The sequence below is a fragment of the Marivirga tractuosa DSM 4126 genome (genome assembly GCF_000183425.1).
Taxonomy (GTDB): domain Bacteria; phylum Bacteroidota; class Bacteroidia; order Cytophagales; family Cyclobacteriaceae; genus Marivirga; species Marivirga tractuosa.
The window spans coordinates 608,449-623,044 of the sequence record NC_014759.1 but is presented as its reverse complement, the minus strand read 5'-3'; the positions used below and the strand labels follow the sequence as shown (position 1 = coordinate 623,044).

General features: G+C 35.4%; 16 protein-coding genes. 9 read left to right on the top strand and 7 right to left on the bottom strand.

The genetic code is table 11. The features are described 5' to 3' along the window. Positions 1-7: 7 nt before the first annotated feature. The 5 genes from FTRAC_RS02445 (at position 8) to FTRAC_RS02425 (ending at position 5,682) form a co-directional block, all read left to right on the top strand. A complete protein-coding gene (locus tag FTRAC_RS02445) occupies positions 8-1,123 on the top strand; it encodes a DEAD/DEAH box helicase (RefSeq protein WP_013452644.1) in 1,116 nt (371 codons plus the stop codon). Positions 1,124-1,214: 91 nt separating this feature from the next. Beyond that, positions 1,215-2,126, top strand: a complete 912-nt coding sequence (locus tag FTRAC_RS02440; protein ID WP_013452643.1) for an ROK family protein — start codon at positions 1,215-1,217, stop codon at positions 2,124-2,126. Positions 2,127-2,161: 35 nt separating this feature from the next. Beyond that, positions 2,162-2,818 (top strand): ribulose-phosphate 3-epimerase, encoded by a 657-nt coding sequence (rpe, locus tag FTRAC_RS02435; RefSeq protein ID WP_013452642.1) that lies wholly within the window; start codon positions 2,162-2,164, stop codon positions 2,816-2,818. Between the two features lie 17 nt (positions 2,819-2,835). Then, on the top strand, positions 2,836-5,187 hold the full coding sequence (locus FTRAC_RS02430) for a TonB-dependent receptor (protein ID WP_013452641.1): 2,352 nt from the start codon (positions 2,836-2,838) through the stop codon (positions 5,185-5,187). A 6-nt stretch (positions 5,188-5,193) separates the two neighbouring features. Continuing rightward, a complete protein-coding gene (locus FTRAC_RS02425) occupies positions 5,194-5,682 on the top strand; it encodes a hypothetical protein (RefSeq protein WP_013452640.1) in 489 nt (162 codons plus the stop codon). Positions 5,683-5,688: 6 nt separating this feature from the next. On the opposite strand, the gene FTRAC_RS02420 is transcribed toward FTRAC_RS02425, so the two are convergent. Beyond that, positions 5,689-6,042 (bottom strand): arsenate reductase family protein, encoded by a 354-nt coding sequence (locus FTRAC_RS02420; protein ID WP_013452639.1) that lies wholly within the window; start codon positions 6,040-6,042, stop codon positions 5,689-5,691. 116 nt (positions 6,043-6,158) lie between these two features. Between FTRAC_RS02420 and FTRAC_RS02415 the strand changes: the two genes are divergently transcribed. After that, complete coding sequence (locus FTRAC_RS02415; RefSeq protein ID WP_013452638.1) at positions 6,159-6,638, top strand: hypothetical protein; 480 nt, start codon at positions 6,159-6,161, stop codon at positions 6,636-6,638. 119 nt (positions 6,639-6,757) lie between these two features. On the opposite strand, the gene FTRAC_RS02410 is transcribed toward FTRAC_RS02415, so the two are convergent. From FTRAC_RS02410 to FTRAC_RS02390, 5 genes are all read right to left on the bottom strand, one after another. Continuing rightward, complete coding sequence (locus FTRAC_RS02410; protein ID WP_013452637.1) at positions 6,758-7,633, bottom strand: 5-oxoprolinase subunit C family protein; 876 nt, start codon at positions 7,631-7,633, stop codon at positions 6,758-6,760. Beyond that, entirely contained in the window at positions 7,623-8,297 is a 675-nt protein-coding gene (gene pxpB, locus FTRAC_RS02405) for a 5-oxoprolinase subunit PxpB (protein ID WP_013452636.1), read from the bottom strand. The genes FTRAC_RS02410 and pxpB overlap by 11 nt, the downstream gene beginning before the upstream one ends. Next, a complete protein-coding gene (locus FTRAC_RS02400) occupies positions 8,294-9,049 on the bottom strand; it encodes a 5-oxoprolinase subunit PxpA (protein WP_013452635.1) in 756 nt (251 codons plus the stop codon). Before FTRAC_RS02400 ends, pxpB begins: the two co-directional genes overlap by 4 nt. An 8-nt stretch (positions 9,050-9,057) precedes the next feature. Then, entirely contained in the window at positions 9,058-10,269 is a 1,212-nt protein-coding gene (locus tag FTRAC_RS02395; protein WP_013452634.1) for an Nramp family divalent metal transporter, read from the bottom strand. Positions 10,270-10,483: 214 nt separating this feature from the next. Next, entirely contained in the window at positions 10,484-11,068 is a 585-nt protein-coding gene (locus FTRAC_RS02390) for a peroxiredoxin-like family protein (protein ID WP_013452633.1), read from the bottom strand. A 201-nt stretch (positions 11,069-11,269) separates the two neighbouring features. Here FTRAC_RS02390 and mnmA point away from each other — a divergent pair, with 201 nt between their 5' ends. From mnmA to FTRAC_RS02375, 3 genes are all read left to right on the top strand, one after another. Next, positions 11,270-12,406, top strand: coding sequence for a tRNA 2-thiouridine(34) synthase MnmA (gene mnmA / locus FTRAC_RS02385; protein ID WP_013452632.1), 1,137 nt, complete (start codon positions 11,270-11,272; stop codon positions 12,404-12,406). After that, positions 12,381-13,055 (top strand): hypothetical protein, encoded by a 675-nt coding sequence (locus tag FTRAC_RS02380; RefSeq protein ID WP_013452631.1) that lies wholly within the window; start codon positions 12,381-12,383, stop codon positions 13,053-13,055. The genes mnmA and FTRAC_RS02380 overlap by 26 nt, the downstream gene beginning before the upstream one ends. Before the next feature lie 69 nt (positions 13,056-13,124). Further along, positions 13,125-14,147: a synaptic vesicle VAT-1 family membrane protein gene (locus FTRAC_RS02375; protein ID WP_013452630.1), complete on the top strand. Its 1,023-nt coding sequence runs from the start codon at positions 13,125-13,127 to the stop codon at positions 14,145-14,147. Positions 14,148-14,154: 7 nt separating this feature from the next. Here FTRAC_RS02375 and FTRAC_RS02370 read toward each other — a convergent pair whose 3' ends face one another. Next, positions 14,155-14,517 (bottom strand): response regulator, encoded by a 363-nt coding sequence (locus tag FTRAC_RS02370; RefSeq protein ID WP_013452629.1) that lies wholly within the window; start codon positions 14,515-14,517, stop codon positions 14,155-14,157. Positions 14,518-14,596 lie beyond the last annotated feature (79 nt).

Here is a 14,596-nt window from a genome sequence, read left to right as displayed (position 1 = left end):
ACAACTCATGACATTTAAAGAATTAGGAATTTCCGATAAACTTATCAAAGGTCTATCAGAATTAAATATACAAAACCCGACTAAGATCCAAGAATTGGTGATTGGTCATTTAATGCAAAATACTGGAGATTTGGTAGCGCAAGCGCAAACCGGTACCGGCAAAACGGCTGCATTTGGATTACCCATTTTAGAACGCATTAATCCCAAAGACGATAAGATTCAAGCTGTAATTTTATCTCCTACAAGAGAATTAGCCCAGCAAATTAAACACCAACTATTTAAGTTTACCAAATACTCCGATAAAGTATTCATGGAAGTGGTTTTTGGTGGAGAGAAAATCGAAAAGCAAATTCAAAACTTGAAAAGGCCAACTCAAATTTTGGTAGCTACTCCAGGAAGGCTAAATGATTTGATAAGAAGAAAAGCAGTTGATATCAGAGACGCTAAATTGATGGTGTTGGATGAAGCAGACGAGATGCTAAGCATGGGTTTCAAGAAGGATTTGGAATTCATTTTGAACACCATGAAGCATAAAAAGGATATTTGGCTTTTTTCAGCAACAATCCCTACGGATATCAAATACATCATTAAGCAATATTTAGAGCCAAATGCTAAACAAATCAAAGCATCGGGTAATGAATTGGTAAATGAGAAGATTATGCATCAGTATGTTCCATGTGATACTGATGAGAAAATGATGGTGTTGGATTACTTTCTAAAAACGCAAAAAAAGGAGAGAGGCATTATTTTCTGTAATACCAAAAACTCCGCAAGAGCACTTCATGAGCAGCTTAATGCTAGGAAAATTTCAACTGGAATTTTGGAAGGCGATATGCACCAAAAGGATAGAGATAAAGAAATGAGAGCTTTCAAAAACAAAAAGCTTGATTTATTAATAGCAACAGATGTTGCTGCCAGAGGGATAGATGTAGCAAATTTAGCATTTGTAGTGCATTATGAAATCCCTAAACAAGTGGATTATTATGTCCATAGAAGCGGACGAACAGCAAGAGCTGGAAAAACGGGAATTAGTATGGCTTTGTGTACTAAAAATGAAGTGACTCAAATTAAAAAAATCCAACAAGAATTGGGAATTAAGATCAAGCCAGTTCCTTTTGGTTAAAGCAGATTGTAAATTTTTCAATTAAAAGTTACTTTCATTTCAAATAGTCAGATGATACTATCATATTAGATTTGTTTAAAATTCTTTAAAGATGGAAAATCAAAATGCATTATGGGGTATTGATTTGGGCGGTACCAAAATTGAAGGGGTAATCTTAAAATCAAAAGAAAATCCTGAAGTTCTATTAAGAAAAAGAATTGATACTGAGGCTGATCAAGGATATGAGCACATAACTCAGCGAATTAAATTATTGGTGAGCCAAATGGCTGAAGAAATAGGTTTTCAGCCAAAATCAATCGGGATTGGTACTCCTGGTTCGACCGATCCAGAAAGCGGATTGCTAAAAAATAGTAATTCAACTAATTTGAATCATAAACCGCTACATCAAGACCTCAAGAAACTATTGAATATTCCTGTTTTCATGGCAAATGATGCGAATTGTTTTGCAGTGGCTGAAACACAAATGGGAGTAGTTAAAGAACAATTCCCTAAAGCAGAAGTAGTTTTCGGAGTCATTATGGGTTCAGGTGTTGGTGGTGGACTGGTCATTAATGGGAAAGTTTGGAATGGTAAACATGGAATTGCAGGGGAGTGGGGCCATATTTTCTTGGATGAAGATGGAGAAGATTGCTATTGCGGAAAACGTGGTTGTGTAGAAACCATTCTAGCCGGAAAAGCTTTAGAACGGTATTATAAAAGAATTTCCGGTGAGGATAAAAAACTAAAAGACATTATAGCAGATAAAAACGTTGATGATTTTGCCCAAAAAACTTATGACCGATTAATTCATTATTTTGGTAAAGGCTTATCCGTAATAGTAAATGTTCTTGACCCTGATGTGATAATAATAGGAGGTGGTGTTGGAAATATTCCTCATTTATATGATGAAGGAGTAGAGTCGGTAAAACAATTTACTTTTAATCCTGATATGAAAACACCAATAGTTAAACCAAAGCTTGGAGATAGTGCCGGAGTTTTTGGAGCTGCATTTTTAACCGCTTAAGTGGTCAGTAATGCCAAATTTTATATCTTTGCCGAATGAGTCACTTAATAGCCCCTTCCGTTTTAGCCGCAGACTTTGCCAATTTGCAAAGAGATGTGGAAATGTTGAATGAAAGCCAAGCAGATTATATCCATGTAGACATCATGGATGGTATATTCGTTCCTAATATCTCATTTGGATTGCCCGTTTGTGAAGCAATTTATAAACATGCCAAAAAGCCGTTGGATGTCCATTTGATGATTGAAAAACCTGAAAATTATATTCAGGCATTCCATGATGCTGGAGCAGCCACTATTTCAGTGCATTATGAGGCAAGTCCGCACTTGCATAGAACTTTGCAAGCTATACGAGATTTAGGCTTGAGAGCCGGAGTAGCTATAAATCCACATACAAATGTGTCATTATTAGAAAACGTCATCCAGAATACCGATTTAGTCTGCATGATGTCTGTAAACCCTGGCTTTGGTGGACAAAAATTTATTGAACAAACCTACGCCAAAGTGCGACAACTTAAGGAATTGATAGCAGATCAAAATGCCTCGACTTTAATTGAAATTGATGGGGGTGTTAATATTGATAATGCTCCTAAATTGTTGGAAGCGGGAGCCGATGTATTGGTCGCTGGAAATTTTGTTTTCAAATCTGAGAACCCTATTCATACGATACAGGAACTAAAAGACGTTTCTTATTGATAAATAGCCTGCAGTACATGCGTCAAATTCTAATTGCCATTTTAGTATTTATTATCCCTCTTTACACTTTAGGTCAAAGCCAAAACTTAAAAGGCAAGGTGGTTGATGTCAGAAATAGTGAAGGGATTGCCTCTGCAAGTATACAATTGATTGATACAGAAATCAGCGCCCAAACAGATAGTTTGGGCTTTTTCGATTTTCAAGTTCCTCAACAATCAGAATATAAAGTAAGAATATCTCACGTTAGTTTTATTAATCAAGTTGTTAGTATTGAATCTAATGATTACACCGTGATTCAACTACAGGTTGATAATCTACTATTGCAACAAGTTGATGTAAGTGGGCAAACCGACTATTTACCAAAAAACGGGCTTCAAAAAATTGAGCCGCTCTCAGTAAATGAAACGGCTACCCCTTTTAATGAATTTAACCAGCTGCTTACTACACTTCCAGGGGTTGTCTCTAATAATGAGCTCAGTAGTTCCTATGCTGTGAGGGGAGGAAATTTTGATGAGAATTTGGTATATGTCAATGGTATGGAAATTTACCGGCCATTTTTGGTGCGAGCCGGGCAGCAGGAAGGCTTAAGTTTTATCAATCCAGACTTGGTAGGTAATATAGAATTTTCTGCGGGTGGTTGGGAAGCAAAATATGGTGATAAATTGTCCAGTAACTTGCTGATTGACTATAAAAAAACTGAGGAAACTGAAGGGAATGTAAATGTTGGGCTTTTAGGAGCCTCTGGTTATTTGTCTGCTCAATTCAATGAAAAAGATAATTTATTACTTGGGTTAAGGTATAAAAATGCTAAATATTTATTTAATACTTTCGAAACATCGGGCGAGTACTTACCAAGGTTTCTTGATTTTCAAGCATTTTACAATTATCGATTTTCTGATAAAACTACCCTAGATTTATTAGCTGTTTTTGCTCAAAATGATTATCGCGTAGAGCCTGCTTCTAGAGAAACAGACTTTGGTTCTTTTCAGGAGAAGTTAAGATTTTTTGTTGTATATGAAGGAGCTGAATCTTTAAGCTACAGAAGTTTCCAAGGTGGTGCTAGGTTAAGACATTTGTTTACTGATAATTTTAGAACGTCAGTTATTTTATCTGCTTTTTCTACCTCCGAATATGAATATATAAATACTGAAGGATTTTATAGATTATGTGATGTGGACAGAGATCTTTCTTCTGATACATTTGATCAATGCATCAGTCTACAAGGGATAGGAGCTAATTACAATTATGCCCGTAATTTCCTGTATGCTCAGGTTGCCCAAGCTATTATTCGTAATGATTGGCAGATTAGAAATGATCAACTTTTGGCTTTTGGCCTAGAGTATAAAAAGCAATTTGTTAATGATTATTTAGATGAGTATGAATTTAGAGATTCTGCTGATTTTGCCCAGGTGAATAGAGTTATAAACCAAGACAATAATTTAGAAGCCACTTTTGCAAATGTTTATGTTCAGCATGAATGGCAAATTAATAATCGGCATTCTTTAAATTCTGGTTTAAGGTTTAATTACGGTTCTAATACGGAGGAATGGTTGTTGAGTCCACGTGTTCAGTATCAAGTAAAGTTACATTCCGACAAAAGCGGGCAATTCAATTTTTCAACCGGGATCTACAGACAGTTTCCTTTTTACAGAGAATTACGTGACTTTTCGGGGAATATAACGCCTGATGTTAGGGCTCAATCAGCCTTACATTTTGTAGCAACATATTCTAAAAACGTTGAACTATGGGAACGGCCTTTTCAGCTGAATTCATCACTATATTATAAGCATTTATATAACATCATTCCTTTTGATGTGGATAATATTAGAATACGTTATCGCCCTGAACTGTCAGCAGATGGCTATGCTTATGGAGCTGATTTCCGCTTCAGTGGAGAATTTATTCCAGACATGGAGTCTTGGTTTAGTTTGGGACTGCTCTCTACTCGTGAGGATGTGCAGGAAGACAACAGAGGTTACATAAGGCGACCAACCGATCAAATGGTTACAGGATCCATCTTCTTTCAAGACAACTTTATTAATGATCCCAGTTTGAAAGTAAATTTGAAGCTACAAATAGGTTCAGGGCTTCCGTTTGGACCACCCAACAGTTTAGAAAGTCGAAATATTTTCACAGGAGAATGGTATAGAAGAATGGATGTTGGATTTTCTAAGCAATTTATGGGTGATAAAATCCAAAATCTTGAGTATATTGATTCTTTTTGGATTGGTTTAGATGTATTAAATGTGTTGGGTGTCACAAATACTATCTCTTATTCGTGGATTGAAGATGTAAATGCACAGACTTTTGCAGTACCTAACTCTTTGTCGGCAAGGTTTTTGAACCTTAAAGGAATCGTTAAATTTTAGAAAATAATGAAAAATATATTTCTCCTTCTGATTAGCTTTTTAATGATTTCATGTAGCACTCAGAAAGTTTTGAAAACAGATACTCAACAAGACATCGATTTAAGTGGAAGATGGAATACCACAGATGCTGAAATTGCTACAAATGAGTTGTTTAATAGTTTTACTACTTCCTCTTGGCTTAAAGAATATCAGGCTAAAAATGACTTGAAGCCTAGAATAGAGATTTTGGAATTTGATGGCAACTTTAGAAATGGGGGAGAACAACTAGAAAAGTATTTTAAACAATATGCTAAATCAGCCTCATCAGTTGAATTAATAGAAAACCGTTCGGAGAAAATGCCTGAATTTTTGTTGAGAGGTAAAATCACTGCAGAGGAATTTGTAACAGAAAATGATAATTACATTGATTATATCATAGTTGCTGAGCTGATCGATATCCAGAAAAATGTCTTGTGGGAAGATAAAACAATTGTTAAAAAATATCTTAAGGATTGAAAAATACTATTTACCAATCCTTTCTTTTAGCTGTTCGACATTCTTTTTAGCATTCCCTACGTAAAGATCACCATTAATTAAGAATACTGGTCTTTTCAAAAAAGTATATTCTTCCAGAAGTAGTTTTTTATAATCGTTTTCACTTAGTTCCTTCTTATTTAGTCCTCTTTGTCGGAACTTGATAGCTCTTTTATTAAATAATTCTTCGTAAGATTCAGTAATAACATATAACTCAAGTAATTGAGGCTCAGTAAGTGGGTTGTTTTTAATGTCGATTTTATCAAAATCGTCTAACTCTAATTGTGCCATAATTTTTTTACAGGTATCACAAGTGCTTAAATAATAGACTACTTTTCTCATATTTCTTACTTTTATGTCATAAAATAAGGAAAAAATTTGCCTTATGACAACAAAAAGCTTTAATTCGGGTTTTAAAAATAGGTAATCAATTCAAATAATCAAATATCAAAACAATTATGAAAAGAATAGTGAGACAAGGAATGTTGGCATTGGCAGCGATAGTATTATTAAATTCTACTGCTGTAATGGCGCAAGATTCAGAAGTTACAGATAAGGATCTGTACAACTTTGCATTAATTATGCAGGTTATTGAGCAAATGAAAGCTGAGGTAAGCCCAGCTATCCAAGCAATAATTGAAGCGCAAGAAGGTTTTGACACTAATAGATATAGTGAATTGAAAAGTGCTGGAGATGATGAAGCGAAATTAAGAGCATTAGGTGCTAATGATTTTGAAGTAGAATTTATGGCTCTTATAATCAAAGAAAAGAATGAAAAAACAGATGCAATGAAGGAAGTGTTAAACACTACTGTAAAAGCATTGTTAGGAGCTCAGAAATATAAATTAATTAAATCTACACTTTCAGTAGATCCGGATATGAAAGCTAAATATCAGGAAATTACGGAAAGAATTGCTCCAGCTGATACTGGTGCTTGATTGAGCTTTTTATAAACTTGATTAATCAAACCGCTTTATTCTTTTAAAGCGGTTTTTTCTTGTTCAAAATTTCTAAGGAGATGAAGGGAATTAATTCATTCCTGAGCTTAATTGTGGGGCTATTCAATGCTAAACCAAATCTCATCTCCAGGCTTAAGCTGAGCTAACTGATCCATATCTTCAGATAGAATATTAGCAATTCTTGGGTATCCTCCCGTAGTTTGGGCATCATTCAAAAGAATAATAGGTTGACCACTTCCCGTAATTTGGATAGTTCCTGGGACAATACCCGAAGATATCATTTCTTCTCTTTCCTCCTCTGATATTAATTCTGTAGTTAATCTGTAGCCCATTCTGTTGGCATCTTGAGAAATTTTATGGCCTTGCCCAAAAAACTTGGCTATTGCAGTTCTAGAAATACTCTCAAACTCTGGTCCTGGTTTAACTCTTAATCTTACTCTATGTGCAATGATGGGTGTATGTCTATTTTTATCCCAACTTCCTGTTTTGTTTAATAATGAAGATTCAATTTGTATTTTAGAACCTTTTTTTATTAAGCTATCTGGGGTTGCTTCATTTAGTTGCAATATGGGACTGACACTCCCTTGCCATTTTGTTGCTTTCCAGTTTCCTGCTACTGCTAAATAAGCTCGACATCCAGATTTTATTTTCCCAAACTTAATGACTGAACCACCTTTGATATAAATGGGAGTATTGTTTTCAATTACCTTTTCATCACAATACAGCTCGAATGGGGCACCAGTAAGGGCAATTAATGCATCAGAATCAAACAAAATCTCAGGGCCAGTCATGGTGATTTCTAATAGCGGTGTGTTTCCCTTATTCCCCACTAAATGATTTGCCATTTTAGCCGAAGTGCTGTCCAGCGCACCCCCAACAGGAACGCCTAAGTTTTGGGAGCCCACTCTTCCTTCATCTTGTAGGGTCGTATGCAGCCCTGCTTTAAGAAACGTTAAAATCAATTCATTTGCCATCTTTCTGTATTTTGTTAAAGGTTTCGGCACTTATTGATTTAAACTTCACTTTGTCCCCCATTTTCATTAGGAAGCTTTCTTCTGCAAGTGCATCAAAGATTTTAAGTGGAGTTTGGCCAATTAATTGCCATCCTCCTGGAGCATCTAAGGGATAAATCCCAGTTTGTTTACCTGCTATGCCCACACTTCCAGCTGAAACCAGCTTTCTTGGAACAGCTTTTCTTTTACATTCTAATTGCGCTGGAAGTTGACCTAAATATGGAAATCCTGGAAGAAAGCCCATCATAAATACATCGTAAGTTGTTGATGTGTGAAGTGAAATAATTTGATCAGGACTTAAATCAATATCCTTGGCAAGAGACTCTAAATCTGGTGCAAATTCTGACTCATAGCAAACAGGAATTTCAATTGGTGCAATATTTTGTTCAATAGTTCCAGACTGAATTGTGGTATTTTCAATCTTTGATTTCAAATTGTAGTATTCAATATTTTTTTTATCAAACACTACAGTAATGGAGCAATATGCAGGGATTTGATAAATTACTCCGTCAATTTCAGCAATTGAATTAAAGTATGCCTTTACTAATTCATGAATATCATGATCTATTTTTTGCTCAAAATTAATAAGCAAAGCAGAATCACCATAAGGTCGAATATCCATCATAGTTGAAAAGATTTAACATTGATAAAATCATTTGAATGCTTAATTTTTCTTAAGATTTCCTCGGCAAGGGGATTATCCCCATGAATACATAAGCTATCAACTTTCATAGGTATTAACTTTCCACTGGCTGTTCCAACTTTTTCATTTTCAGAAATCATTTTAAACTGATTTAAGCTTTCCTGCACTGATTGCAAAACTGCACCTTCTTCCTTTCTGGGCATTAAACTACCATCATCTTGGTATTTTCGATCTAAAAACCCTTCTTTTATAAAATTAAAACCAAATTTTCGTGTGAATTCTTCAAAGGGACTTCCAGCCAATCCCATTATGGCTAGGTTGGGGTTTATTTCATTAACTGCAGTTAAAAATACTTCGGCCTCAGTCATATCATGGGCAATGGTATTATATAAAGCACCATGTGCTTTTACATACTTTAATTCTCCGCCTAGACTTTTAACCATTCCCTGCAAAGCTGCAATTTGATATTTAACTGCTGCTTTGAGTTCATCAGTCGATAAGATGATTTTTCTCCTACCAAAGCCAGCTAAATCAGGATAGGAGGGATGAGCTCCAATTTGAACATCATGATTAAGCGCTTTTTTAATAGTATTTTCCATATGCAAAGGATCACCACCATGAAAACCGCAGGCTATATTACAGGAGCTTATATAAGGAAAAACCGAATCGTCATTTCCCATTATAAATTGACCAAAACTTTCCCCTAAATCGCAATTAATGTCTATTGAATCCATCGTTTAGATTAAATGATTTCGAATGCTGAAATTATACTCTTTAAACCTAATAAGAAAGTGACCACAATCACAACAACGCCTATTACATTAATGAGTTTTGTATTAACATGTTTTCCCATTAATGCTTTGTCATTAACAATCCATATCAAATAGATCGCTAAAATAGGTAGCAGTAAACCATTAGCCACTTGAGCAAAAAGAATTAAGGAAGTAGGTCTTATTCCCAATGAAGCGATAATAATCCCCGTTAACAAAACAAATGCCCAAACCATTTTAAATTTCTTATTGCTTAAGCCATCTTTCCAATCTAAAATTTCCGATGTTGCGAAAGCTGCAGCCAATGGAGCAGTAATGCTAGAAGAAAATCCAGCTGCTAAGAATCCAAATGCAATGAAGTAAGTAGACCAATCACCTAAAATTGGCTTCAATTGTTCTCCAAGAGCTTCAATTCCATCAATTTCTTGAGGACTGTCTTGAAAAGCAACGGCTGAAGTAATCATGATTGCCATTGTAATCAATCCACCTAAACTAACCGATAGAATAGTATCTAGTCTGGATAGATTTAATGAATCTCCATTTTTCCATTTGGTTTTAGTTGCTGATGCATGAAGAAATAAATTATAAGGAACTACCGTAGTACCGATTAATCCCATCACCATTAATCCAGCTTTTTCGGGTATAACAGGGATGAAAAGTCCTTTTAAGATTTCAATTATTGAAGGATGTAGAAGCACTGCTGCGAGAATGAAAACTACACCCATTATACTTACCAATAGTATCAAAAAGCGTTCTATATATTTATACTTTCCTAGAAAGAGAAGAATAAAAGCCGTAATCCCTATTAATAAAAGTAGAGAATTGATTCCGAAAATTGGAGGGAAATCCTCAAAACCCATTACGGCTCCAGCCAAATTTCCTGATTCGTATGCGGCATTCCCAATCACAATGGCACTTATAACTAAGCCAAAGCTTAAATATTTTAAAAATTTGTTGGTTGATTTATAACGAATAGCTTGACCCAATCCCATTTTAGCTTGTGTGCCAAGACGAGCCGTCATTTCTTGTAAAATAATCGTAGCAAGAATTGAAAACAGCATAGCCCATAGCAGGGTGTATCCGTAACCTGCGCCTGCCATACTTGCAGTAGTAACTGTTCCTGGACCTATGAAAGCTGCAGCCACAATCATTCCAGGTCCCAATTGCCTTAATTTCTTTAGCATTCGTTTTTTGCCAAAAGTTAAGGAAAATATTGGGAATGAATAATTATTAAGGTCACAGGTGGTCTTTCTAATCTGCTACTGTGTTATTTAAAGCATGACGGTTTCATCTTGTCTTCGGAAAAACGAATCAACAAGTGGAACCATCATATCCTCGTCAATGAGTCTAAAGCAAAATATCTTGAAAATCGATTTATACACGGATAGAAGCCGGATACTAAGCTGCTTCCTTATCGTGATTATCAAAAATACTACTATCGTCAGCAAATTTTTCAATTAAATCGATATCTAGACGGTCAGTTAAGCTTTTGGAATAGTGTAATTTTCTCAGCTTTAAACCTTTATCAACCAAAAACTCAGCAGGAATCGTATTAAGTGATTCTTGCTCCTCTGGCATATTCATTGGAACACCTTTCAACTTTGCTTTAATTGCGGTTTGTATAAAACTTGTGATATGGCTTTTTGTAGAAATAGATTTTGATTCTTCCAATCCATATTTTGCATAAATCTCTTTCTCCGGATCAGATATTAAAGGAATAGGAGAAACTTCCTGGTGAAATGAGCTTCTTAATAGAACACTTTCTTTAGATTCAAAAAAGAAAATCATTTCAAGCCCTTTAGCTTTCAATTTTTCATGAACTTTGGTTAGGGCGTGTACTCGTAAATTACAAAATGGACATCCTGCATGTCTGAAAAACCCGATTAATAATTTCTTATCTTTATAGTCCTCTAGGTTTATTTGTCTACCAAAAATATCTTTTTTGTTAAATAATGGAGCTAATGCTGTGGAACGTAGTGTCATGTAAATAATTATATTTTAAATGTACCTACATAAACGGTGTAAATCATCACTTTGGTTTTATTTTCATCGATAAATCTTAATCATTTAACGATTTATTTATTTTCTCATTAACTTTGCACTTTATACCAGCAAAAATTGTTGGCAAAAAAGAAATAAATGTGTCACCAAAGCAGGACTGTGAATCCTGTGAAAACGTGAATTATGAGCAAAAAAGGAAGAGTATTAGTAGCCATGAGCGGTGGAATTGACAGCTCATTGGCAGCCGTTCTGTTACATGAACAAGGTTATGAAGTCATTGGTATGACTATGAAAACCTGGGATTATGCCTCATCAGGTAGTTCCAAAAAGGAAACAGGCTGTTGTAGCCTTGATTCCATTAACGATGCCCGAAACTTAGCAGTAAATTTGGGTTTTCCTCATTACATTTTGGATATCCGGGAAGAATTTGGCGATTATGTAATCGATCATTTTACGGATGAATATTTGGCAGGAAGAACACCAAATCCATGTGTTTTATGCAATACGCACATTAAATGGGATTCATTATTGCGTAGGGCAGATAAGCTGGGGTGCGATTACATAGCAACTGGTCATTATGCAAAAGTGCGTGAAGAAAACGGACGATATATCATTTCCAGAGGTAAAGACTTAAATAAAGATCAATCCTATGCGCTTTGGGGTGTTTCTCAGGAAAGCTTAAGCCGAACCATTTTACCACTTGGTGATTTAACTAAACCCGAAATTCGCAAAATGGCGGAAGATAAAGGATTCTATGAATTGGTTAATAAATCAGAATCTTATGAAATCTGTTTTGTGCCGGATAACGACTACAGAGGATTTTTAAAGAGAAGAGTGGAAGGATTAGAAGAAGAGGTTAAAGGCGGTGAATTTGTATTAGAAGATGGTACTGTTGTTGGGACTCACGAAGGATATCCATTCTACACTGTAGGGCAAAGAAAAGGCTTAGGAATTGCACTCGGATATCCAGTTTATGTAACTGAAATTCAGAAAGATAAAAACAGAGTGGTTTTAGGCACTTTCGATGAATTATCTAGAGATGGAATGTACGTCAAAAATTTGGTGATGAGTAAATATACGTCTTTAGAAGACCGATTAGATACCGTAACCAAAGTCCGATATAATGATGATGGCGCTCCAGCTGTAATCGAGCAAGTAGGAGATACCATGAAAGTATTTTTTGGAAATGGTGTTCCGGCAATTGCTCCAGGGCAAGCCGCTGTTTTTTATGAAGGTGATGATGTTATAGGCGGTGGCTGGATACATTCATCCTTTAATCAACAAAAATTAAAAAATGAGGCATTATCTAATTCTATTTAGTCTCATTATAGGCTTTACGGCCTGTGAAAACTCAACTGTAGCTCCAAATGAAGAGATTTTGGGGCTACAATTTTTTCCACTTGATTTTGAAAATATTGACAGGTATGCAGTTGAAGAAATCAACTATAATAATGACGGTACTATTGATACTAGTCGCTATTTTCTTCAAGATGAATGGACTGATTCAATTCCCATAAATGGAGGTACTAAATTAGAAGGTTATCGTTATCGAATTGATCAGAATGGCGAGAAGAGGATTGCGTCTACCATTGTCAAAACCCGTACTTCTCAATTGGCTCAAGTGAAAATAGGTAATTCAGAGGAAGTGAAAATAAGCTTTCCAATATCAGAGGGTGAAAATTGGAATGGAATACCAGCAGCATTAGAAGAGGATATTTTCACAATCAAGCAAGCCTTTCAATCTTATGATCTGGCGGATTCGACTTTTGAAAACACTGTTCAAATCATTCAGGAGGATAATCAGGATTCAATTGCTAATTATGATCAAAGGATAGAAGTATATGCCGCTAATGTAGGCCTGATTTATAGAATTTCTTCTCAGATTGAATTTTGTCGAGATACAGAATGTCTTGGTCTTCAAGAGATAGAATTTGGCAAGACTGTTAGAATGATGAGAACCTTCGAATAGAATTTTTTTTTAGATTCCATTATTTGCTTCTTTGCTGTCTATTAATTTGTTATCCGTAAATTTTGGTAAATGCCCATAAGAAAGTCTTACAGAACTCACAAAGCAGGATCAATAAGTCGCTTGAAACTAGTAGAAGAAGAATTGCCAGACCCAAAGGCAAATGAAGTTCAGGTTAAGGTGAAAGCTGTTGGGTTAAATTTTGCAGATGTTTTCGCCATTCTGGGTTTGTATAGCGCCACTCCAGAAGGAAGTTTTATCCCGGGACTTGAATATTCTGGTGAAATCGTTTCCATAGGTCAAGATGTTAACGATTTTGAAATTGGTGATCGTGTGATGGGAGTAACGAGATTTGGTGCTTACACTTCTCAAATCAATATTGATACAGCTTATGTTAGTAAAATTCCTCAGTCGTGGACCTTCGAAGAAGGAGCGTCATTTTTAGTGCAGGCACTAACTGCATATTACGGACTTTTTCATTTGGGAAATCTTCAAAAAGGAGATGCTGTTTTAATTCATTCTGCAGCGGGCGGTGTAGGTCTTTTAGCCAACCGAATGGCTCAAAAAGCAGGAGCATTTACTATTGGAACCATAGGGTCAGCCGCAAAAATTGATTTACTTAAAGCAGAAGGGTATCAAAAGTATATAGTGCGTTCAAAGCATTTCAAAAAGGATTTGAAACAAGCCCTAGAAGGAAGGGATTTAAATCTTATTATGGAATGCATAGGAGGGAAGATATTTACAATTGGTTATAATATGCTGGCACCGCAAGGTCGTGTCATAAACTATGGTTCTGCTCGTTATGGAGATACTAAAAATTCACCAAACTGGCCTCGTCTTGCTTGGCTTTACTTAACTAGGCCTAAAATTGATCCACAAAAAATGATTGAAACCAATAAGGGAATTTTAGGATTCAATTTAATATGGCTTTACGATCGAAAGGAATTAATGCAGCAAATATTAAAAGAATTAGAGGAATTCAATATGGCTTCACCGTATATCGGACATCGATTTAAATTTGACGATATGCATGAAGCATTGAGACTTTTTCAATCTGGAAAAACCGTTGGAAAAGTAGTGCTGACCTTAGGTTAATAGCTTATTAGATAAGACCATTGTTTTGCAATAAAGCTTTCAGCTTATCCAAGTCTATGGGTTTGTCTATAAAACCGATAACATTTGGATAGTTTTCTAATTGCTTTTGATCAATACTTTCCGATGAGATCATGATTATTTTAGGTTCATGTTTCATTAAGTCCAATACATCAAAACCACTTAAACCATCTATATATTGATCAAGAAAGACTAAATCTGGTTGATTTCTATGGATATCAAGCAAACCCCCAAGCGTATTGTTGCGAGAACTAATATGATCAAAATTAGGATATTGGTCTTCAATACTAGCTTTTAGCCACTTACTGAATATAATATCATCATCGATTATTAAATATTTTACCTTAGTCATATTTTAGTTTTTAGTCTTGAAGCGATTTCATGCTTTTCAAAAGTACAAAAATAGTAGTTAAGCTATAGTTTATTTTCTC

Excerpts from the sequence above, each read along its gene's own strand:
- FTRAC_RS02445 (WP_013452644.1), top strand. The coding sequence starts at position 8 with ATGACATTTAAAGAATTAGGAATTTCCGATAAACTTATCAAAGGTCTA.
- FTRAC_RS02440 (WP_013452643.1), top strand. The coding sequence starts at position 1,215 with ATGGAAAATCAAAATGCATTATGGGGTATTGATTTGGGCGGTACCAAA.
- rpe (WP_013452642.1), top strand. The coding sequence starts at position 2,162 with ATGAGTCACTTAATAGCCCCTTCCGTTTTAGCCGCAGACTTTGCCAAT.
- FTRAC_RS02430 (WP_013452641.1), top strand. The coding sequence starts at position 2,836 with ATGCGTCAAATTCTAATTGCCATTTTAGTATTTATTATCCCTCTTTAC.
- FTRAC_RS02425 (WP_013452640.1), top strand. The coding sequence starts at position 5,194 with ATGAAAAATATATTTCTCCTTCTGATTAGCTTTTTAATGATTTCATGT.
- FTRAC_RS02420 (WP_013452639.1), bottom strand. The coding sequence starts at position 6,042 with ATGAGAAAAGTAGTCTATTATTTAAGCACTTGTGATACCTGTAAAAAA.
- FTRAC_RS02415 (WP_013452638.1), top strand. The coding sequence starts at position 6,159 with ATGAAAAGAATAGTGAGACAAGGAATGTTGGCATTGGCAGCGATAGTA.
- FTRAC_RS02410 (WP_013452637.1), bottom strand. The coding sequence starts at position 7,633 with ATGGCAAATGAATTGATTTTAACGTTTCTTAAAGCAGGGCTGCATACG.
- pxpB (WP_013452636.1), bottom strand. The coding sequence starts at position 8,297 with ATGATGGATATTCGACCTTATGGTGATTCTGCTTTGCTTATTAATTTT.
- FTRAC_RS02400 (WP_013452635.1), bottom strand. The coding sequence starts at position 9,049 with ATGGATTCAATAGACATTAATTGCGATTTAGGGGAAAGTTTTGGTCAA.
- FTRAC_RS02395 (WP_013452634.1), bottom strand. The coding sequence starts at position 10,269 with ATGCTAAAGAAATTAAGGCAATTGGGACCTGGAATGATTGTGGCTGCA.
- FTRAC_RS02390 (WP_013452633.1), bottom strand. The coding sequence starts at position 11,068 with ATGACACTACGTTCCACAGCATTAGCTCCATTATTTAACAAAAAAGAT.
- mnmA (WP_013452632.1), top strand. The coding sequence starts at position 11,270 with ATGAGCAAAAAAGGAAGAGTATTAGTAGCCATGAGCGGTGGAATTGAC.
- FTRAC_RS02380 (WP_013452631.1), top strand. The coding sequence starts at position 12,381 with ATGAGGCATTATCTAATTCTATTTAGTCTCATTATAGGCTTTACGGCC.
- FTRAC_RS02375 (WP_013452630.1), top strand. The coding sequence starts at position 13,125 with ATGCCCATAAGAAAGTCTTACAGAACTCACAAAGCAGGATCAATAAGT.
- FTRAC_RS02370 (WP_013452629.1), bottom strand. The coding sequence starts at position 14,517 with ATGACTAAGGTAAAATATTTAATAATCGATGATGATATTATATTCAGT.